Origin of the sequence: Mycobacterium seoulense (genome assembly GCF_010731595.1) — a bacterium.
Taxonomy (GTDB): Bacteria; Actinomycetota; Actinomycetes; order Mycobacteriales; family Mycobacteriaceae; genus Mycobacterium; species Mycobacterium seoulense.
Window position 1 is genome coordinate 2,128,440 of the sequence record NZ_AP022582.1, and the last position, 18,871, is coordinate 2,147,310.

The window sequence follows — 18,871 nt, forward strand, 5'->3', positions numbered from 1 at the left end:
GGGCGCGCCGGGCGCTAGGCTACCGATCGATGACGGGACCGCCCACGCCCAGCGAGGACCTGGACGCGCTGCTGCACAAGGTCGCGCGCGGGGACCGCGACGCGTTCGCCGCGGTTTACGACCTCACCAAGAGTCGGGTGTACGGAATGGTGATGCGGGTGCTGCGCGATTCCGGCTACAGCGAGGAGACCACCCAAGAGGTCTACTACGAGGTGTGGCGTACAGCGCCCGGCTACGACGCCGCCAGGGGCTCGGCGCTGTCCTGGCTGCTGACCATCGCGCACCGGCGGGCCGTCGACCGGGTGCGCGCCGAGGAAGCGTCGGGCAGGCGGGATTCCCGCTACGCAGCCGCCAGCGCCGACCCCGCCAGTGACGTCGTCGCCGATTCGGCGATCGCCGGCGACGAGCGCCGCCGCGTCGCCGAATGCCTGGGCGCGTTGACCGACACGCAGCGGGAGTGTATCCAGTTGGCTTATTACGACGGACTCACCTACAGCCAAGTGTCGGACCGGCTGGCCGCGAATCTGTCGACGATCAAGTCACGCATGCGCGACGCGCTGCGCGCCCTGCGTAACTGCCTGGAAGTGCCATGACCGAACCGAACGAATTCGAATTGCTCGAGCTCGCAACGCCATACGCGTTGGATGCCGTGTCGGATGAGGAGCGCGCCGAAATCGAGCGGCAAGTGGCGGCCGCGCCGCGATCGGTGGCGGCGGCCTTCGATGATGAAGTCCGTGCCATCCGCGAGACGATGGCGGTCGTCTCGGCGACGACGGCCGTCGAACCGCCGGCGCGCCTGCGGGCCGCGACGCTGGCGGCGATACCTGCCCCCGATGAGCGCAAGTACGGTTGGCGCACCGCGGTTTTGGCGGCCGCGGCGGCAGCGGTGGTGGTCGGCGCCGCCGCATTCGGCGTCGGGATCCTGATGCGTCCGCACCCGCCGTCGACCATCGCCGAGCAGGTCTTTGCGGCCCCGGACGTGCGCACCGTCTCCGGCCCGCTCGGCAATGGCACTGCCACCGTTGTCTTTTCCCACGACCGCAACGCCGGTGTGCTGGTGATGAACAACGTCCCGCCGCCGAAGCCCGGGACCGTCTACCAAATGTGGCTGCTGGGCGACAAGGGTCCGACGTCGGCCGGGACGATGAGCACGGCGGCCGTGGCGCCGTCGACCACCGCCACGCTCACCAACCTCGGATCGTCCACCACACTCGCGTTCACCGTCGAACCCGGTACCGGGTCGAAACAGCCGACCGGAACGATACTGGCTGCATTGCCCCTTGGCTGAATCTCCACCCTGACCCGTCCGCGGCCTCGTCGTCTCCGAATCACTCCTGTCCGGTCGAAAGGCGGCGCTACCGGCGACTGCAGGGCGCCAAGCTGACCGTGGCCGGTCAGGGCAACGACCTCAAGGTCACGCCCAGCGCCAGGCCGAGACCGAACCCGCTTTGGCGGAGTATTCCGATCAGCGGATCGCCGACGTCGCACCAAATCGTCTCCGGCGGGCAGCTGCGACCGGGGACCCTCGAGGTGCGCGCCGACCAAGCGCTGCAGGTGTATTCGTTCACGTACGGCTGAAACTTTTACCCCTGCACCAATCCGAAGGTGGTCGGGCTCCGAATCACTCATCAAATGTCGGACCAATCAAGGGAGTCAAACGCGATGAAAGCACACATGACGTCGGTGGCAGCGAAAGGATTCGCGGTAGCGGCGATGCTGGGTCTGGGTGTGGTGACCGCTCCGACCGCGGCGGCGGCCGATCTGGTGGGCCCCGGCTGCTCTGATTACGCGGCTGCCAACCCCAGCGGCCCGGGGTCGGTGCAAGGAATGTCGCAGGTTCCGGTGGCGGTAGCGGCGTCCAACAATCCGGTGCTGACCACCCTGACGGCTGCACTGTCGGGCAAGCTGAACCCGAACGTCAACCTGGTCGATACCTTGAACAACGGCCAGTACACGGTCTTCGCACCGACCGACGCCGCATTCAGCAAGCTTCCGGCGGCCACCGTCGACAAGCTCAAGACCGACTCGCAGCTGCTCACCAGCATCCTGACCTATCACGTGGTGCCGGGCCAGTTGAGTCCGACGATGGTCGCCGGCTCGCATAAGACGGTCCAAGGCGCGAACGTGACCGTGACCGGCCAGGGCAACGGCCTCAGGGTCAACAACGCGGGTCTGGTCTGCGGTGGCGTGCCCACCGCCAACGCGACCGTGTACATGATCGACACGGTGCTGATGCCGCCGGCGTAATGCGTAATCGCACGCCTGTCAGCCACGTTCGCCACACCAGCCCCTCCGAGAAGTGACCCACTGTTTGCCCGCCTCACAGCGACATCCGGCCCCGCGCCGACGTTGTCGCTCAGAGGCGGGCTAACGGTCGGCCGCACACCTGCGGGGGGCGGGTGCGGCGGATGTGGCTAGTCGCCCAGCAGTGCGCGCACCGCGGGCCGAGGCCCCGTCGGCCGCAGCATCGCGCTGGCGGGGCGGGGACGCACCGCCAGCGGCCACCAGAACCAGCGGCCCAGCAGTGCGGCGATGGACGGGGTCATGAACGCGCGCACCACCAGAGTGTCGAACAGCAGGCCCAGGCCGATCGTCGTGCCGACCTGGCCGAGCACCCGTAGTTCGCTGACCGCCATGGATGCCATCGTGAAGGCGAACACCAGACCCGCGTTGGTCACGACCTTGCCGGTGCCCCCGAGCGACCGGATGATCCCGGTGTTCAGGCCCGCGCCGATCTCCTGCTTGAACCGGGCGACCAGGAGCAGGTTGTAGTCGGATCCCACGGCCAGCAGGATGATCACCGACATCGCGAGCACCAGCCAATGCAGTTCCATTCGGATGATGTGCTGCCACAACAACACCGAAAGCCCGAAGGAGGCGCCCAGCGAAAGCGCCACCGTCCCCACGATCACCACGGCCGCGACGAAACTGCGCGTGATCACCAGCATGATGACGAAGATGAGGCAGAGCGAGGAAATCGCCGCGATCATCAGATCGTATTTGGCGCCATCGGAGATGTCCTTGAATACCGCCGCGGTGCCGCCGAGGGAGATTTTCGCGTTCTCCAGCGGGGTGGTCTTCAGCGCTTCCTCGGCCGCGGTCTTGATGGCGTCGACCCGGGCGAAGCCCTCGGGTGTCGCGGGGTCACCTCGGTGCAAGATGAACAGGCGCGCGGCCTTGCCGTCCGGGGACAAGAACATTTCCATGCCGCGCTTGAAGTCTCGGTTGTCGAAGACCTCCGGTGGCAGGTAGAAGGAATCGTCGTTCTTGGCTGCGTCGAACGCCTGCCCCATGGCGCTGGGGTCCGTGCTGCTCGCCGCCAGCTGTCCGACGATCCCGGACATGGTGCTGTGCATCGTCAGCATCATGGTCCGCATGCTCGCCATGCTGTCGATCATCGGGGGGATCTGCGCGAGCATCTGGGGCATGAGCACGTCGATCTTGTCGAGGTCGGCGACCAGATCCCTTAACTCGTCGTTGATTTCGTCGACGCCGTCGAGCGCGTCGAAGACCGATCTCAGCGACCAGCAGACGGGGATGTCGAAACAGTGCCGTTCCCAGTAGAAGTAGCCGCGCAGTGGACGGAAGAAGTCCTCGAAATCCGATATGCGATCGCGCAATTCGGCAGTGATGGCTTGCATGTCGTGGGTTTCACCGGTCAGGTGATGAGTCGTGGCGACGAGCTGCGACATCGCGTCGTACATGCGCTGCATGATGTCGATCATCTTGGCCAGCTCGTCGGCCTGCTTGAGCAGGTCATCCATGCGTTGCTCCTCGAAGGAGCGGTTCTGAACCAGGGCGGCATTCTGCACGCTGATCATGAACGGCAACGTCGTGTGCGGGAGCGTCGTTCCGTCCGGCCGGGTGATCGCCTGAACCCGGGACACACCCGGCACGGCGAGAACGCCTTTGGCTAACTTGTTCAACACCAACATGTCTGCGGTGTCGCGCATGTCGTGATCGGCCTCGACCAACATGATCTCCGGCTTCATCCGCGCTTGGGAGAAGTGGCGGTCCGCCGCGCTGTAACCGGCATTGGCCGGGATGTAGCCCGGAACATACTGTCGGTCGTTGTAGCTGGTCCGGTAGCCGGGCAGCGCAAGCAGGCCGACCAGGGCTATCCCGCACGTCGCCGCCAGGACGGGTCCGGGCCATCGGGTGACCACGGCGCCCATCCGTCGCCAGCCGCGAACCTTGATCATCCGCTTGGGGTCGAAGAGGCGATGGCGACTGCCCACGGTGAGAACGGCGGGTCCCAGCGTGAGCGCGGCGGCCACCGCGACGAGCATGCCCGCGGCGCACGGTATGCCGAGGGATTGAAAATAGGGCAACCGCGTGAAGCTCAGGCAGAACGTCGCGCCCGCGATCGTCAAGCCGGAGCCCAAGATGACGTGGGCGACCCCACGGTAGGTGGTGTAGTAGGCCGCTTCCCGATCCTCGCCGGCCTGCCGTGCCTCCTGGTAGCGGCCAAGCAGGAATATCCCGTAGTCGGTTCCCGCCGCCAGGCCCAGCGACGTGAGCAGGTTGATGGCGAAGGTCGACAACCCGATGACGCCGAGGTCTCCGAGCAGCGCGACGGTCCCCCGCGCGGCCACGAACTCGACTCCCACCAACATCAGCAGCAGCACGACGGTGACGATCGACCGATACACGGCCAGCAGGACGACGAAGATCACCGCGACGGTCGTCGCCGTGATCACGACGAGCGACTTGTCGCCGCTGGAGTGCATGTCGGCGATCAGCACCGACGGCCCGGTCAGGTAGACCTTGAGCCCATTCGGTGGGGGCGTTCGCGCGACGATCTCTCGCGCCGCGTCGATCGATTCCGCGGCCAGGGCCTCGCCCTGGTTACCGGCGAGGTCGAGTTGGACGTACGTGGCCTTGCCGTCGGCGCTTTGCGCACCCGCGGCGGTGAGGGGGTCGCCCCAGAAATCCTGGATGTGCTGGACGTGTCGTGAATCGTCCTTCAGCTTGCGAATCAGAGCGGCATAGTATTTGTGGGCGTCGTCACCGAGCGGTTGTTCGCTCTCCAGGACAATCATCGCCGCATTGTCGGAATCGGATTCCCGGAATACTTTGCCCATCCGCTTCATCGCCTGTATCGACGGCGCTTCGTCGGGCGTCATCGACACCGAGTGCTCTTGTCCGACCTTTTCCAGCGACGGGACAAAGAGTGTAACGAGGACCGTGATTGCCAGCCACCCGAGGATGATGGGGATCGAAAGCCGGCGGATGGCGCGCGCGATCAATGGCCGTTCCTGGTGTGTGCCCACCGTGCGGTTAATGGTCACGCGGATTTCAGTTATTGCCCTTTGCCCCGGGGTTTGTGGTAACGCACTCGATACAGCCCGGCGCCGACGTCGACTTTGGTGATGTTTTCTTACGCCAGTGAACGTACGCTACGACGCGAGGTGACGGCCCGCAAATCGAATAATCGCCGGACTGTCGGCCTCCGGCGCGGCCCCCCAGCAGCGGTAGCCGCGCCATCCGGCCGGTAACCGGCGTCATGCCGGCGACCCGGACTGCCGAGGTTAGCCTGACCAAAGTCACCAGTCCCGCTGCGCTGCTGGTGCTTTCGCGCACCCCCACCGGCAGTGACCGCCGAGGCGACCGGTCGCCGAAACCGAGCGGATGGCCACCACCCGCACTACACTCCTGGCTCATGTGTTCAACATAGACATGTGTTGAACAAGGCGCCCTTCGGGGGTTAAGGTTTCGAGAAAACAGCGATATCCGGAGGCAGACTGGGCCACCTTTGCCATAGGGTCCGAATCAATGAGCGTGGCGAATTAACCACGACAGGCGATTCGGCGCGTAAGTTCCACCGGTGCAGAGTCGGGGCCAATGCCGGATTCCGTTTCTGCGCCTTCGCAGATTGGTCTCTGAGCAATGCCTCAACAGCCTTCCGTCACCATCGTCATTCCCGCCTATAACGAGGAACGTTATATAGGCAAATGCCTGGCATCGTGCATCGACCAAACTTCGGCACCGGACGAGATAATCGTCGTCAACAACAAGTCGACCGACAACACCGCGTCCATCGTGCGCCGGTACCAGGCCGAGAACCCGCACGTCGACATCCAGCTACTCGAGCAAAACAAGCATCAGGGCATTGCCCCGACGCGCAACCACGGTTTCGATCACGCGCGCAGCGACATCATTGCCCGGACCGACGCCGACTCCGTCATTGCCAAGGATTGGGTCGAGACCATTCGACGCCGGTTTGAGGATCCGGATATCGACGCGGCGAGCGGACCCATCGGCTTTCACGACATGCCGCTGCGGGGCTTCCTGTTCTGGGTCGACTCCAGGCTGCGCGGCCAGGTGCACAAGTACGCAAAGAACGAGCGGTTCCTCATCGGTGCGAACATGGCGATTCGCGCCCAGGCGTGGAAGTCGGTTCGCCACCGCACGCAGCTGGACCTGGAAGACCGCCTGCATGAAGACGTGGATCTCGCCCTGACCTTGTTCAAGAATGACTTCGAGATCGCGTACGAACCGGGCATGGTCGCGGCGATGTCCGCCCGCCGGGTGGAATCGTCGCCGCGGGATTTCTACCGGTATGTCACGCGCTACACCCGGACGACCGACCTGCACGGCATCAAGAGCCCCGCCGCGTACACGGCCATCACCACCCTTCTGCTGCTGTACTTCCCCTTCCGCGCGATGCGGTTCTTCTACGACGAGGACAACCGACGGTTCACCTCGTCGAAGGTCCGAGGCAAGCTGCGCAGCAGGAACAGCGACCGGGGCGGCGACGAGTCGCCGAACGGCGAGCTGTTGCGCGGCGCATGACGGCGATCACCGCGCCGCTCGGCAGCCACATTGCCGGCAGCGTCCGCAGGCAGGCGGCGCTGGTAGCCGGATTCGGTCTGGCCGTCCCGCTCGCCGCCGGCGCGCTGGGGGTCGGCCTGTTGAGCGGTAGCCGACGGCGCGGCCTCAACTTCTTCGCTTCCACCTGGCCGCAAGCGCTGCTCGCCACCAACGGCATCCGGTTCACGGTCGTCGGCGCGCAGAACCTGACGGCCCAGCGCCCCGCTGTGTTTCTCTACAACCACCGCAACCGGGTCGACCCCTTCATCGCCGCCGCGCTGGTCCGCGACAACTGGATCAAGATCGCCAAGAAGGAGCTGGCCCGCGACCCGATCATCGGGACGCTGCTCAAGCTGAACGACGGCGTGTTCCTCGACCGAGAGGACACCGCGGCGGCCGTGGAAACCCTGCACGAGGTCGAGGAGCGCGCCAAGGAGGGCCTGTCCATCCTGATCGCCCCGGAAGGCACCGCGCTGGAGACCACCGGGGTGGGGCCGTTCAAGAAGGGGGCCTTCCGCATCGCCATGGCCGCGGGCATTCCGATCGTGCCGATCGTGATCCGCAACGCGGAGATCATCGCCGCGCGGGATTCCATGGAGATCAACCCGGGCACGGTGGATGTCGCTGTGCTGCCGCCGATCCCCGTCGACGACTGGACGCTCGACACGTTGGCCGATCGCATCGCCGAGGTGCGCCAGCTGTATCTGGACACCCTGGCCGATTGGCCGACGGAAGCCTAGGCGGCTGCCGGAAGCGGGCAAAATGCCGGCTATCCCGGGCCGTGGCAGGTGGGGCTAGGCGATCACGTAATCGCTGAACGGGAACGTCTCCGCTTCCCGCACCGAGTTCAACGTCGACGTCGGCCGCAGCAGCGACGCCTCACCGCTGGGGCTGAAGTAGTACGAGCGCGACGTCGCGCAGTTGCCGGAGTAGAACACCGTGTTGTCCAGCCGCTGGGTCATCCGCTCCATGAACCGGTCGTTGGCCTCTTCGGTCACCTCGAAGGTCGTCGCACCGCGACGCTTGACCTCGCCGAGCAGCCGGTCCATGTGCCGCATCTGGTATTCGATGGTGTGGAAGAAGGACAGCCCGGAGAAGGCGAACGGGCTGGCCAGGCTGAAGTAATTGGGGAAGTAGGGCATGGTGACGCCCTGGTACGCCTGGAACCTGGTCTCCCGCCACCACTTTCCGAGGTTGCGGCCCTTGCGGCCGACCACCTCGATGGCCGGGAAGTTGGCCTCCCACAAGTCGAACCCGGTCGCCAGGACCAGGGTGTCGATGACGGTCTTACGCCCGTCGACCGTGACGATGCCGTCGGCCTCGATCCGCGCGATCGCGGTCGTCTCCAGGCGCACGTGCGGCTGGGTGAACGCGCGGTAGAACGTGTTCGAAAAGGTCGGCCGCTTGCAGCCCAGGTCGTAGTCCGGCGTGAACTTCTCGCGCAGTTCCTTGTCCCGGATCCACCGGAAGCGGTTGATCTTGGCCAGGTCGGAGGCGGAAATGTTGCCCCGCCCGCGGGACTCTTTGAAGTGCAGCGCCCCGACGACCATGATGATCTCGAGGAGGATGTCGGTCACCCACCGCAGCGCACGCTGGGCCGCCGGCACCCGGGCGAACAGCCGACGCACCCCCATGGGGAACTCGAAGTCGAACTTCGGCAGCACGTGGGTTGCGGTGCGCTGATAGACCGTCAGCTCCCGGGCCTCTTTGGCCAGCTCCGGAATGACCTGCACCGCCGACGCCCCGGTCCCGATGACCGCGATGCGCCGCCCCTGGTAGCGGAAGTCGTGGTCCCACGCGGTGGTGTGGACCACCTTGCCCTCGAAGCCCGCGACGCCCGGGATATCCGGCATGCGCGGCTGGGACAGGAATCCCGTGGCGGTGACGAGGAAGCGGGTCGTCAGGGTTTCCCCGCCGGCCAGCCCCACCCGCCACACCGCGGCGTCCTCGTCCCACTGGGCGCCTTCCACCGTGGTGTTGAACCGCATGTAGCGGCGCACGTCGTACTTGTCCGCGATGTCGACGGCGTACTTCTTGACCTCGGCGCCCGGCGCGAACAGTCGTGACCAGTCCGGATTGGGCTCGAACCAGTACGAGTAGGTGGTCGACGGGATGTCGACGGCGATCCCCGGGTAGTGGTTGACGTGCCAGGTGCCGCCCAGGTCGTCCTCGCGTTCGAGGATGACGATGTTGTCGTACCCGAGGCGCTTGAGCTGGATCGCGGCGCCGATGCCGCCAAATCCGGCGCCTACGATGACGGCGTCGAAACGGTCCGTGTTCACAGCCTCGCTCCGTGCTTACTCGGTCTTGCTCCGCGCTTACACACAAAGAACTTTCACTAATCTTACGGAATTCTAATAGCGCTGTGCATGCGACGCACCCGCGTTTGCCAGCATGTGACCTTGCCGACATCGGCCCGGAAGGCTGGCAAACTCGACCGCGCCGCGGTGGCCGTGCGTCACGGCAGTGCGGCCGACGGTCGCCGCGCAGCGAAAGCTCCTGCCCCAGAGGCGAAGAAGGACGCGACGTCGTCCATGCCGGCGTCTTTCGCGTCGCGCACGTACTGCCCGTAGTCGTGTCCGGCCGTCAGCGAGTGGCAGTGGACGGAGATGAGGTCGAAAGTCACGTCATCGAAACCTGTTTCACCCGTGGCCATGTCATCACCTTTCCGAGTCGTCAGCGTGTCCGCCGGACCGGCTACCCCCGCGAGACGGCGTCAAACGGCGATCCGAGGTAACTTCGGATGACGGCGTCTCGCGCGGGACCATAAAATGGGCGCATTTGGTGCGTCGACACGCGCTCCTCATCCGGCGCGCGCCGCCGCGCAGCGGTATACAGGAAACGACAACGATTGTTCGGAAAACGCACAGTTTGGGAGGCTCCCGGCATGGGCACATCCTGCGGCATGATCGCACGTCAAATAGCCCGTTTCGTTGCTCCAGCAGTCGCCGCGGCGTCCGGCCTCGGCGCCTCGGCCCTGACCGGTTCCCTCCTACCCACCGCCGCCGCCCAATGCCCCGACGTCCAAGTCGTGTTCGCCCGCGGCACCGGCGAAGCCCCCGGCGTCGGCCCCACCGGACAAGCCTTCGTCGACGCCCTGCACTCCCGCCTGGGAACCAAATCCTTCGACGTCTACCCGGTCAACTACCCCGCCAGCGACCAATGGGACACCGGCATCGACGGCATCAGAGACGCCGCGACCCACATCAATTCGATGGCCCACGACTGCCCCAACACCAAAATGGTGCTCGGCGGCTACTCCCAGGGCGCGGCCGTGATGGGCTTTGTCACCTCCCCCGCAGTCCCCGACGGCGTCGACCCCAACACCGTGCCCAAGCCCCTGGACCCCTCGGTGGCCAGCCACGTCTCCTCGGTCGTGCTGTTCGGCACCCCCAACGTGCGCGCCATGAACTTCCTCGGCGAACCCCCGGTCGTCATCGGCCCGGCGTATCAAGACAAGACCATCAAGGTCTGCGCCACCGAAGACCCGGTGTGCTCCGACGGAATGAACTTCGCCGCACACAACACCTACGCCGACGACGGCGCCACGATCGACAAGGGCGTCGCCTTCGCCTCCAGCCACCTCGACGCCGGCACCAGCGGCACCCCGCCGGTCAGGGGCTTCGTCGGCTGAGCGACCGCTCGGCTACCGGGCGCCTTTGGCGTTCAGGTAGGCGACGATCCCCTGGGTGACCGCGGCGGCGTACTTCGCTTGGCCGTCGGGGCTTTGGATTCGCGCGGCGTCGTCGGCGTTTTTCATGTTGCCGAGTTCGACGAGGATCGCCGGGTATTGGGCCAGGTTGAGTCCCGCGAGGTCGTCCCGGCCGTAGAGGCCGCCCGACCCGATGTAGTTGGCCGGCTGAAAACCCGCCTGCGATAACGCGTCCCGCATCGTGGTGGCGAGCTGGACGGCCGGCCCGGCCTGCACGTCGTTCAGGGGCGGGCTCGAGTAGTTCACGTGGAACCCGCTGCCGGCCGCCGGTCCGCCGTCGGCGTGGATGCTCACGATCGCATCGGGGCGCATGGCGTTGGCCGCCGCCGCGCGCTGGTCCACGCAGGGGCCCACCGAGTTGTCGTTGTCGCGGGAGAGTTGGGTGCGAACGCCCATCTGGTTGAGCGACTCGTTGATCAGCGTCACGACGGCCCAGGTGAAGGCGTGCTCGGGGTAGCCGTCGTTGGTGGCGGCACCCGACGCCTGGCACGCCTTGGTTCCGCCCCGGCCGTTCGGGACCTGTTGGTTGATCGAGGCGTCGTTGACGGCGTTGTGCCCCGGGTCGAGGAAGACGGCCGTCCCGGCCAGCCCGGCGGAGGCGCGCGGCGCGGTCATCAGGGCCCCGGCGCCGAGCAGCACCGGCGCGAATCTCAGCACGTCGCGGCGGGAAACGGATCCCAGCCCGGGGCGGTCACTCACCGCGCGATGGTAACAATCAGTGCTGCTGCTCAGACCTCGGTCAACGCCCGCGCCGCAGCGCGGAACATGGTCTGCTTGATCGCGCCGAGCGTGCCGGGGTCCTTGCCGCCCAGCGGGCGCAGCAGGTCGGTGGCCGCCGCGGTCACCTCGCCCTCGGCGGCGGTGGCGTCGACGATGCCGAAGTCGGCGGCCTCTTCCCCACCGAAGCGCCGCCCCGTCGTCATGGACGCCACCGCGGCGCGGGGCGTGAGCTTGGCCTGGATCAGCGCGGCCATGCCGTCGGTGAAGGGGATGCGGATGTCGACCTCGGGGAAGCAGAAGAACCCCCGGTCCTCGCGCATCACCCGCACGTCGTGGGCCATGGCGAGCATGGCGCCGGCGCCGAAGGCGTGCCCGGTCACCGCGGCGGCGGTCGGCATGGGGAAGGTGAGGACGCGGGCCAGCAGCGCCTGCACCCGCGCGACGTAGGACTGGGTCTGTTCGGCGTGCGCGCCCAGCCAGTCCAGGTCCAGCCCGTTGGTGTAGAACTTGCCGGCCGCCGTGGTGACCAGCCCCTGGGCGCCGGCCGTCTCGATCTCGTCGAGCCGCCCGTTGATCGCGTCGAGAAACTGCGGGGAGAACCGGTTCTCGTCCTCGCCGAGGTTCAGCACCGCGATCTTGTCGTCCCAGCTGAGTGTCGGTGTCATGTCGTGTCCCTTCTTCTGGTCGTGGGTGGCGGCGCCCCGGCGTCGAGCACGGCGTGGACGGCGGCGCGCAATCGCTTACGCGCGTCCGGGTCGTTGATGCGGTTGCGGCGCAACAGGATCGCCGTCGGCAGATCGACGATGCACATCGTGATGACGTCGACGGCCGCCGCGTCCTTGCGGTCCCACAGGCGGCGGGCCAGCCGGATCATCGTCTCCACCAGCAGCCGGTCCAGCTCGCGCAACCGGGTGGCGATGTCGGGCGGCGTCTCCGGCCCCAGCAGTTGCTCGCGGCGCACGGTGAGCAGCAGCTGCGACGACTCCGGATGGCCTGCGGCGAAGACCGCCGGCGCCTCGGCCGCCGCCACCACGGCGGAAACGCCGTCCTCCTCGGGCGCGGCGTCGATCAATTCGCCCTGCGCGCTGAGGAATCGGTGCCCGGCGCGCAGCCAGGCGCGCCCGACGAGTCCGGCGCGCGAGCCGAACGTGTGATACAGCGCGCCGTTGGACACCCCGGTCGCGTCGCTGACGGCCCTGATGGTCACCGCGGCGGGCCCGGACCGCACGGCCAACCGTTCGACGGCATCCAGAATCTGGTCCTGGTCGTGAACCCGTGGGCGCGGCATTCCGGCATAGTAACAGAGCGACTGCTCTGTTACTAACTAGGCAAGTGCCCCTTCGATTCACCCGCCCGCAGCAGACTCTTAACACGTCCGGCACGCGACAGCGCCCGAACCCGTTTGGCGGCGGGCGACGATCGGGAACCCCCTGCAAATGGGAAAGGTCACTCAGGTCAACGAAGAGATGCTGTTGGCGGACATCGAGCGGGAACTCGTCGACGAGTTCCCGCGGGTCCCACAAAAGGAAATCGACGCCCTCATCCGCGAGGAGCATTCCCGGTTCACACACAGCCGCGTCCGCGATTTCGTCCCGCTGTTCGTGGAGAAACACACGCGCGAGCAACTCCGGCTGAGGTCGAACTAGCTACTTCAGGTCGTACGAACTACGCGAGATGCGGAAGAAGTGGCCGGTGCTGGAGTCCGTGCACGTGATGGCCGCGGGCTCGCCCTTACAGGTGAGCGAAGCGACGGAACGCGTCTCGCCGATCGGGAGCGTCGGCAGTCCGCTGCCGCGCGTGGTGTCCGTGTGACAGGCCATGGCCGGTGAACTGCCCTGCACCAGGTCGATCTGGTCGCCGAACGCCCCCATGCAGGACTGCGGGCGCGGCGGCATCACGTAGGTGGGGTCCACCACCCCGCAGGACGCGCGGGGCGCGTCGCCCCGGAAGGCCGCCATCACGCAGGTGACGTCCCCCGACGGCGATTGGAACTGCTCAAACGGGTCCGCGTGCGCGACGGCCGCCGGGCCCGCCCCGATCGCGACGGCAACCGCGACCGCCGCCAGGCCCTTGGCTTCCATGCTGTAGTTGTAGCCCTTTTCGGCCGCGGCCGGTGGAGTTTGCTCCCGCCGGCACCGGCGCCGTTCGTGACCGTACAAAATAGTATGGTACGGTCGGCGCCATGTCCGTGGTCGAGGGGCGGCAGGTGCACGGGATCACCGACGACTTCGTCGCCCGGCTGGCCGAGCGCGCCGAGGAGGCCGAGCGGCTGCGCCGGCTGCCCGCGGCGACGGTCAGCGAGTTCCGGCAGACCGACCTGTTTCGGCTGTTGCTGCCGGCCCGCTTCGGCGGCATCCAGGCGTCGTTTCCCGAACTGCTGGAACCGATTCGGCGCATGGCCCACGGCTGCGCCTCGAGCGCATGGACGTTGGGCTTCTACGCCCTGCACAACTGGATGCTGTCGCTGTTCGACATGCGGGCCCAGGAGGAGGTGTTCGCCTCGGGACCGGTGCTGGCGCCGGCTCCCCTGGCCCCCACCGGGCGCGGAGCCCCGGCCGACGGCGGGGTGCGCCTGACCGGCCGGTGGTCGTGGGCCACGGGCGCGATGGACGCGGACTGGGTGATGGTCGGGGCGCTCGTCGAGCGGCCGGACCGGATCGACCCGGTGCTCGCGCTGGTGCCCGCCGACCAGGTCGAGGTCGCCGACACCTGGCACACCGCGGGCATGCGGGGCACCGGTTCCCACGACGTCATCGTCACCGGCGTGCTCGTCCCGGACCACCGCATGGTGTCGGTGGCCGACATCTATGCCGGGACGGCACCGGGTGCGCGGGCGCAGGACGCGCCGACGTATCGGTGGCCGATGGTGCCCGCCCTCGCGTTGGTCGCGTCGATGCCGGTGCTCGGCGCCGCCGAACGGGTCACCGAACTGTTCGCGGAGCGGCTGGGCGAGCGCGTCCTGGCGTATAGCGGTGTGGCGCAGAAGGATCAGCCCCCCGCGCAGATCCGGCTGGCGAGTGCGCGAGTCCGCCTGCGCGGCCTGCGGGCGCTGGTCGACGAGACCGCCGGCGGCATCGAGGGCCTCGTGGTGCGCGGTGAACGGGTGAGCCGATCGGTGCGGGCCGAGGCGCGGCTGGCGGCCGCCCACACGGTGCACGAGAGCAAGGCGGTGATCGCCGATCTGGTGGAGGCCTCCGGCGCGAGTGCACAGTTCCTGTCGAACCCGTTGCAGCGCTTCAAGCGCGACGTGGACATCGCGGCCGGGCATGTGGTGTTCGATTACGACGTGAGCCGAGAGTTGGTCGGGGCGTTGGCGATTGGCGCCAAGATCTCCCCGATCGCGATGGTCTAGTCCTTGAGCATCAGCTCGAGGAATTCTTCGCGCTGCGCGGCTTTTTGCGCCTGCTGGACCGAGCCGGCCAGGTGCAGCAGGCCGATGCCCGCGGCGAAGGTCAGCTGGGCGCGCAGCTTGGCGTCGTCGGTGCCGAAGCCGTAGTCGCTGTAGGCCTTCGTCACGGCGCGCAGCAGGCGTCGGTCGGCCGCGCGGACGTTGGCGGCGGCGGCCGGGTCGGTGCGGGCCCATTCGCGCATGGCGCGCTCCAGCGTCCAGTGCCCCGGGCTGGTCAGCGCCGTCATCATGGCCGACAGCCGTTCCCGCGGCGGCAGCGCGTCGAGCTCGGCCAGCGACTGCCGGTCCTGTTCCAGGAAGGTGTTCCACGACTCGACCAGCGCGGCCCGGTAGCTGTCCATGTCCTGAAAGTGCCAGTAGAAGCTGCCGCGGGTGACGCCCGCCTGCTGGCACAGGCGTTCGATCTTCAGCGCGCGCACGCCCTGCTCGGCGAGCAGCGTGTAGCCCGCCTGCAGCCAGTCCTGCACCGACAGGCGGCGGGTCTTGCGCGCGGGCATAGGTGAAGGTTACGGGTGCGCGGAATCGCAGGTTGACGGCTTGCAGGCTGGCGCCCGGCACTGCCGCTCGCCGTCCCCGGTGAATTCCTCCCGAACACACGGCAAAGCGAAGCGGTCGGCCCGACACATGGGTGTAACGTCCGGATTTGCTAGCCGAGAAATTCCTGTTAACTGTTGGCCGCTTGCTTGGCCGAAGGATCAGGGGGTGCCGTGAGCACGACCGAGGTGTTCGACGCGCCGATCGGGACCGATGCCGACGAGGTCGTGGTCGCGTGCCACGACGAGGCGCTGCTGTTGGGCGGCGACCCCGCCGCCGTCGAGTCCTACCTGACGCGGCTGCGGGCGATCGCCGGGCACGGCATGCGGGTCGCCGGGATCGACGCCGCGTCGCTCGCGGGCGGGCTGGTCGGGGTGGCCTCCCTGCTGGCCGACTCCGGCAAGTACGTGCAGCTGCATCGCGACACCGTCGACGCGCTGCGGGAAGGCAACCTCGTTCCCCTCGGCGAGGGCTTCTTCCGGATGACCACCGGCATCGACGCCGGCGAGCTCCTGGCGCAACTCCAGTGGCAACCGGCCGTCCTCGGCGCCGAAGCGATGATGTCGGCGCAGATGATCGCGGTGCAGGTGGCGCTGAAGTCGGCGGTCGCTCAGGTGGAGGACGCGGTCCGCCGGGTGGAGGACAAGGTCGACGCGGTGCTCGACGTGGCCCGGGCCCAGCGCGCCGGCGACGTCCTGGGCAACCACCTGACGATTTCGCGGATGGTCGACTCGTTGGAGAAGTACGGGTCGCTCCCCGACGCGTACTGGGATTCGGTGGCCGTCCTCGGGCCGGCGCTCAACGTCACCGTCGAGCAGCTGCGCAACCATGTCAGCCGCATCCTGGCCTCCTTCGATCCCAAGCTTCCCGTCCAGCAGCGCGCGGAGAGGCTGCGAAACGCGTTCGAGGACAACCGGCTTGGCGACGCGCTCAGTCTGCTGGTGATCACCGAGGAATCGCTGCACCAATGGCAGCGGCTGAACCTCGCGCGCATCGAGTCGACGCAACCCGAGCAGCTGCTGCGCGCGATCGACGAGGCGCGCGCGCTCGTCGACCATCATCTGCGCGAAGACATCGAGATCTACGGCAGCGCGAAGGAAATCCTCGACCGGTTCGCGAAGTCCCATGCGATCGACGGTTTTCGCTTCCGGGCGGTGCGCGAGCTGGCCAGGCAGCGCGCCGCGCTGCGCGACGAGCTCGACCGTTTCGCGGAGGCCCGCCAGCACCAGGTCGAGACCTGGGAGGACTTCCACATTCCGAGCCTGCTCGATGCCACGGTCGCCACTCTGGGGGCCGCCGGATCCGTGACGGGCCAAGCGCTTGTGGGCGTGGGCCGAGGCCTCGTTTGGTTGGGCGCACACCTGGTCGAGCCGTTCCGCGGCGGGCATAGCGACGATCTGAACGACGGCAAGGACTTCGAAAGCCAGGCCGCCGGCGCCGGAGTCGAGGAACACCAGTCGGCGTGATCGATTTGGGCCTCTCGGGCAAGCGTGCGGTGGTGTCGGGGGCGGGCTACATCCCCGAGCGCGCGGGCCACGGCTGGTTCACGTCGCTGGCCCTGGCCGAGGCGGGTGCCTCGGTGGCCTGCATCGATATCGACGAGGAGCGCGCGGAGCACATTGCCGGCGAAATCGTCGCCCGGGGCGGCACCGCCATCCCGATCGTCGCCGACATGACCGACGCCGAGCAGGTGGGTCGCGCGATCGACGATGTCGAGGCGGCGCTGGGCGGCATCGACGTGTGCGTCGACATCATCGGTGGGGCGACCTGGTCGAAGGTCGAAGACTTCACCACCGAGTTGTGGGACGCGGCAATCCATTACAACCTGACCCAGGTGTTCTATCTCTTTCAGGCCGCGTCACGCTACATGATCGCCCAGGGCAGCGGTGGATCGTTGGTGGCGATCGCGTCGGTCGACGGCATCGCCTCGGCGACCTACCACGCCGCCTACGGCGCCGCCAAGGCCGGCGTCATCTCGCTGGTCAAGACCTTCGCAGATGAACTGGGCCGGTACGGCATTCGCGCCAACGCGGTCGCGCCGGGCAATGTGGGCTCGGGCAACGAGGATCAGCCGCCGAACGAATACAACGTCAACGGGATCAATCCGCTGGCGGCGCCGCGTGCCCATGATGTCGCCAACGCCGCGTTGTTCCTGTCCTCCGAGCTGGCCGCCCGCATCACCGGTCAAACCCTTGTGGTCGACGGCGGTGCCATGATTCGGCAGCTATGGGGGCTGCGGGAATCATCGATCCCGGCCAACCCGGACGACGCGATGCCCGACTTCATGAGGCCCGGGCCGTCCGGCGGCTAGCGCTGATGGATTAGCGGCAGGCCCGGCACCGAGCTTCGCCCCTTGAGCACGTACGGGGTCGTGATCGAGCCGATGTAGATGTCGCGCATGTCCTGTCCGCCCCAGGCGACGCTGGTCGGGCTTTTCAATAACGCGCCCTCGGGATCGTCCAGGACTACCGTCGCTGTGCCGTCCGGGTGGATCGCCACGATCCTGTTGGCCAAAACGAGTGTGACCCAGAGGTTTCCCCCGGCGTCGAACGCGCATCCGTCGGCCATCCCCCACCGGCGGCCCACCTGCGGGTCGGCCAGGAACCGGCCGCAGTCGGAACCGAACTCGTCGGGGCGGCGGCCACCCAGCGCTGGGCCGAATCGCTCTGGCGGCCCGAGTGTTTCGCCCTCGATCGGAAACCTTACGATGTCGGCGTCCACCGTGCGGACCACGTACAGGTGGGTCTCGTCGCGGTCCAGGGCCATGCAGTTGGGGAAGTTGACCGCGTCGGCCACCACGTGCGCCGATTGGCGATCCGCTGCGACGCGAAAGATGAACCCGTCGGTGGTGCCGCGCACGATGGTGTCCATAAGGTCGTCTGCCATCGTGCTTACCGAACACCACAGGGCCCCAACGGAGTCCACCAGAACGAAGTTCAGCCATCGCAGCGGCCGTCCGTCGAGTTGTCCGCTTAACAACTCCGTGATCGCGCCGGTCACCGGGTCGAGATCCTGCAAAGCGCCCAGGCCCCAATTGGCGATCAGAAAATGGCCGTTGCCGTCGAGCGCGATTCCGTTCGGCTCGCCGCCCGCCTGGCCGATGTGCCGGACGGTGTGCTCATCGATGAGTTCTGCGACGGCTGAGGCCTTGTCCGAAGCGAACACCCGGCCATCGGCGGCCACCACAACGTGTTCGGGGCGCTCCACACCGCGCCCGACGGCGTGCAAGTCGGTCACCATCCTGGTGGTCTCGCCGGTTCGGCTCATCTATGCCCCTTGTGGAGTGCCCCGTGTCAGGCTAGCGAAGTTGGCCCTTCATGGACACGTGCGGATCGGAGCCGGGTTTCACCGCCGATTCACGGCAGCCGCAGTCAAAGCCACAGCCACGTGCGCTGCCAGCTCGCGGGTGACGCGCCGTGCCGTTTACACCCATGGTGATCTCACAGCGATAAGGCCGTCGATGGCCTCGACGCGGTGCAGCGGATAATCGAGGCGCCCGCGCTGATCGGTTGGTTCACCCAGGCGGTCATGGCCGCCCGCCGGGAGATAGAGGGGTCCCACGACAACCCCGCAGCGTCAAATGCGGAAACTCACCAGAAATCGCGCTATTCCTAAAACCGCGCCGACACAAGGACGGAGAATGGTCCACGTACGTGGAAATCGGACTAGATGCCGCTAGCTTG

Annotated in this window: 19 protein-coding genes and 1 pseudogene; 11 read left to right on the top strand and 9 right to left on the bottom strand. The window is 67.3% G+C overall.

Features of this window, described 5'->3' with window-relative positions; genetic code table 11:
• Nucleotides 1-29: 29 nt before the first annotated feature.
• The 4 genes from G6N37_RS09805 to G6N37_RS09815 all read left to right on the top strand — a co-directional run bounded on the left by G6N37_RS09805 (nucleotide 30) and on the right by G6N37_RS09815 (nucleotide 2,247).
• Entirely contained in the window at nucleotides 30-593 is a 564-nt protein-coding gene (locus G6N37_RS09805; RefSeq protein WP_163679270.1) for a sigma-70 family RNA polymerase sigma factor, read from the top strand.
• A complete protein-coding gene (locus G6N37_RS09810; RefSeq protein ID WP_163679272.1) occupies nucleotides 590-1,288 on the top strand; it encodes an anti-sigma factor in 699 nt (232 codons plus the stop codon). Before G6N37_RS09805 ends, G6N37_RS09810 begins: the two co-directional genes overlap by 4 nt.
• 98 nt (nucleotides 1,289-1,386) lie before the next feature.
• Nucleotides 1,387-1,578, top strand: a complete 192-nt coding sequence (locus tag G6N37_RS26185) for a hypothetical protein (RefSeq protein ID WP_232075367.1) — start codon at nucleotides 1,387-1,389, stop codon at nucleotides 1,576-1,578.
• An 84-nt stretch (nucleotides 1,579-1,662) separates the two neighbouring features.
• Nucleotides 1,663-2,247: a fasciclin domain-containing protein gene (locus G6N37_RS09815; RefSeq protein ID WP_163679275.1), complete on the top strand. Its 585-nt coding sequence runs from the start codon at nucleotides 1,663-1,665 to the stop codon at nucleotides 2,245-2,247.
• A 167-nt stretch (nucleotides 2,248-2,414) separates the two neighbouring features.
• Here G6N37_RS09815 and G6N37_RS09820 read toward each other — a convergent pair whose 3' ends face one another.
• The gene (locus tag G6N37_RS09820) at nucleotides 2,415-5,297 is read right to left on the bottom strand and encodes an MMPL/RND family transporter (RefSeq protein ID WP_163684829.1); all 2,883 of its coding nucleotides are present in this window, start codon (nucleotides 5,295-5,297) and stop codon (nucleotides 2,415-2,417) included.
• Between the two features lie 592 nt (nucleotides 5,298-5,889).
• On the opposite strand from G6N37_RS09820, the gene G6N37_RS09825 reads away from it, so the two are divergent.
• Nucleotides 5,890-6,795 (top strand): glycosyltransferase, encoded by a 906-nt coding sequence (locus G6N37_RS09825; RefSeq protein WP_163679280.1) that lies wholly within the window; start codon nucleotides 5,890-5,892, stop codon nucleotides 6,793-6,795.
• Nucleotides 6,777-7,547 (top strand): annotated as a pseudogene (locus G6N37_RS09830) (lysophospholipid acyltransferase family protein); the annotation flags it as partial. The gene G6N37_RS09825 and the pseudogene G6N37_RS09830, both read left to right, overlap by 19 nt.
• Before the next feature lie 60 nt (nucleotides 7,548-7,607).
• Here the strand turns inward: G6N37_RS09830 and G6N37_RS09835 are convergent.
• Entirely contained in the window at nucleotides 7,608-9,095 is a 1,488-nt protein-coding gene (locus G6N37_RS09835) for a flavin-containing monooxygenase (RefSeq protein ID WP_163679286.1), read from the bottom strand.
• 176 nt (nucleotides 9,096-9,271) lie between these two features.
• Complete coding sequence (locus G6N37_RS09840; protein WP_163679289.1) at nucleotides 9,272-9,469, bottom strand: acyl carrier protein; 198 nt, start codon at nucleotides 9,467-9,469, stop codon at nucleotides 9,272-9,274.
• Nucleotides 9,470-9,700: 231 nt separating this feature from the next.
• On the opposite strand from G6N37_RS09840, the gene G6N37_RS09845 reads away from it, so the two are divergent.
• On the top strand, nucleotides 9,701-10,447 hold the full coding sequence (locus G6N37_RS09845; protein WP_163679292.1) for a cutinase family protein: 747 nt from the start codon (nucleotides 9,701-9,703) through the stop codon (nucleotides 10,445-10,447).
• A gap of 12 nt (nucleotides 10,448-10,459) precedes the next feature.
• Here the strand turns inward: G6N37_RS09845 and G6N37_RS09850 are convergent, their stop codons facing one another.
• The 3 genes from G6N37_RS09850 to G6N37_RS09860 are packed head-to-tail and all read right to left on the bottom strand — an operon-like array spanning nucleotide 10,460 to nucleotide 12,533.
• Nucleotides 10,460-11,224, bottom strand: coding sequence for an Rv3717 family N-acetylmuramoyl-L-alanine amidase (locus tag G6N37_RS09850; protein WP_163679296.1), 765 nt, complete (start codon nucleotides 11,222-11,224; stop codon nucleotides 10,460-10,462).
• Nucleotides 11,225-11,253: 29 nt separating this feature from the next.
• Nucleotides 11,254-11,910: an enoyl-CoA hydratase-related protein gene (locus G6N37_RS09855; protein ID WP_163679299.1), complete on the bottom strand. Its 657-nt coding sequence runs from the start codon at nucleotides 11,908-11,910 to the stop codon at nucleotides 11,254-11,256.
• Nucleotides 11,907-12,533, bottom strand: a complete 627-nt coding sequence (locus tag G6N37_RS09860; RefSeq protein ID WP_163679302.1) for a TetR/AcrR family transcriptional regulator — start codon at nucleotides 12,531-12,533, stop codon at nucleotides 11,907-11,909. The genes G6N37_RS09855 and G6N37_RS09860 overlap by 4 nt, the downstream gene beginning before the upstream one ends.
• A 148-nt stretch (nucleotides 12,534-12,681) precedes the next feature.
• Between G6N37_RS09860 and G6N37_RS09865 the strand changes: the two genes are divergently transcribed.
• Nucleotides 12,682-12,891 (top strand): three-helix bundle dimerization domain-containing protein, encoded by a 210-nt coding sequence (locus G6N37_RS09865; RefSeq protein WP_163679304.1) that lies wholly within the window; start codon nucleotides 12,682-12,684, stop codon nucleotides 12,889-12,891.
• Here the strand turns inward: G6N37_RS09865 and G6N37_RS09870 are convergent, their stop codons facing one another.
• Nucleotides 12,892-13,404, bottom strand: a complete 513-nt coding sequence (locus tag G6N37_RS09870; RefSeq protein WP_163679307.1) for a hypothetical protein — start codon at nucleotides 13,402-13,404, stop codon at nucleotides 12,892-12,894.
• A 23-nt stretch (nucleotides 13,405-13,427) separates the two neighbouring features.
• Here G6N37_RS09870 and G6N37_RS09875 point away from each other — a divergent pair, with 23 nt between their 5' ends.
• Nucleotides 13,428-14,597, top strand: a complete 1,170-nt coding sequence (locus G6N37_RS09875; RefSeq protein ID WP_163679311.1) for an acyl-CoA dehydrogenase family protein — start codon at nucleotides 13,428-13,430, stop codon at nucleotides 14,595-14,597.
• Here G6N37_RS09875 and G6N37_RS09880 read toward each other — a convergent pair.
• A complete protein-coding gene (locus G6N37_RS09880; protein WP_163679313.1) occupies nucleotides 14,594-15,151 on the bottom strand; it encodes a TetR/AcrR family transcriptional regulator in 558 nt (185 codons plus the stop codon). The genes G6N37_RS09875 and G6N37_RS09880 overlap by 4 nt on opposite strands.
• A 210-nt stretch (nucleotides 15,152-15,361) precedes the next feature.
• Between G6N37_RS09880 and G6N37_RS09885 the strand changes: the two genes are divergently transcribed.
• Both G6N37_RS09885 and G6N37_RS09890 read left to right on the top strand, forming a co-directional pair.
• Nucleotides 15,362-16,654 (top strand): hypothetical protein, encoded by a 1,293-nt coding sequence (locus tag G6N37_RS09885; RefSeq protein WP_232075377.1) that lies wholly within the window; start codon nucleotides 15,362-15,364, stop codon nucleotides 16,652-16,654.
• Complete coding sequence (locus tag G6N37_RS09890; RefSeq protein ID WP_163679316.1) at nucleotides 16,651-17,499, top strand: SDR family NAD(P)-dependent oxidoreductase; 849 nt, start codon at nucleotides 16,651-16,653, stop codon at nucleotides 17,497-17,499. Before G6N37_RS09885 ends, G6N37_RS09890 begins: the two co-directional genes overlap by 4 nt.
• On the opposite strand, the gene G6N37_RS09895 is transcribed toward G6N37_RS09890, so the two are convergent.
• Nucleotides 17,496-18,455 (bottom strand): SMP-30/gluconolactonase/LRE family protein, encoded by a 960-nt coding sequence (locus tag G6N37_RS09895; RefSeq protein ID WP_163679319.1) that lies wholly within the window; start codon nucleotides 18,453-18,455, stop codon nucleotides 17,496-17,498. The genes G6N37_RS09890 and G6N37_RS09895 overlap by 4 nt on opposite strands.
• Nucleotides 18,456-18,871: the final 416 nt, after the last annotated feature.

What these genes read in the sequence shown, in the direction of transcription:
- G6N37_RS09815 (WP_163679275.1), top strand. Translation starts at nt 1,663, where the DNA reads ATGAAAGCACACATGACGTCGGTGGCAGCGAAAGGATTCGCGGTAGCG.
- G6N37_RS09860 (WP_163679302.1), bottom strand. Translation starts at nt 12,533, where the DNA reads ATGCCGCGCCCACGGGTTCACGACCAGGACCAGATTCTGGATGCCGTC.
- G6N37_RS09825 (WP_163679280.1), top strand. Translation starts at nt 5,890, where the DNA reads ATGCCTCAACAGCCTTCCGTCACCATCGTCATTCCCGCCTATAACGAG.
- G6N37_RS09840 (WP_163679289.1), bottom strand. Translation starts at nt 9,469, where the DNA reads ATGGCCACGGGTGAAACAGGTTTCGATGACGTGACTTTCGACCTCATC.
- G6N37_RS09880 (WP_163679313.1), bottom strand. Translation starts at nt 15,151, where the DNA reads ATGCCCGCGCGCAAGACCCGCCGCCTGTCGGTGCAGGACTGGCTGCAG.
- G6N37_RS09855 (WP_163679299.1), bottom strand. Translation starts at nt 11,910, where the DNA reads ATGACACCGACACTCAGCTGGGACGACAAGATCGCGGTGCTGAACCTC.
- G6N37_RS09805 (WP_163679270.1), top strand. Translation starts at nt 30, where the DNA reads ATGACGGGACCGCCCACGCCCAGCGAGGACCTGGACGCGCTGCTGCAC.
- G6N37_RS09895 (WP_163679319.1), bottom strand. Translation starts at nt 18,455, where the DNA reads ATGAGCCGAACCGGCGAGACCACCAGGATGGTGACCGACTTGCACGCC.
- G6N37_RS09845 (WP_163679292.1), top strand. Translation starts at nt 9,701, where the DNA reads ATGGGCACATCCTGCGGCATGATCGCACGTCAAATAGCCCGTTTCGTT.
- G6N37_RS09875 (WP_163679311.1), top strand. Translation starts at nt 13,428, where the DNA reads ATGTCCGTGGTCGAGGGGCGGCAGGTGCACGGGATCACCGACGACTTC.
- G6N37_RS09865 (WP_163679304.1), top strand. Translation starts at nt 12,682, where the DNA reads ATGGGAAAGGTCACTCAGGTCAACGAAGAGATGCTGTTGGCGGACATC.
- G6N37_RS09810 (WP_163679272.1), top strand. Translation starts at nt 590, where the DNA reads ATGACCGAACCGAACGAATTCGAATTGCTCGAGCTCGCAACGCCATAC.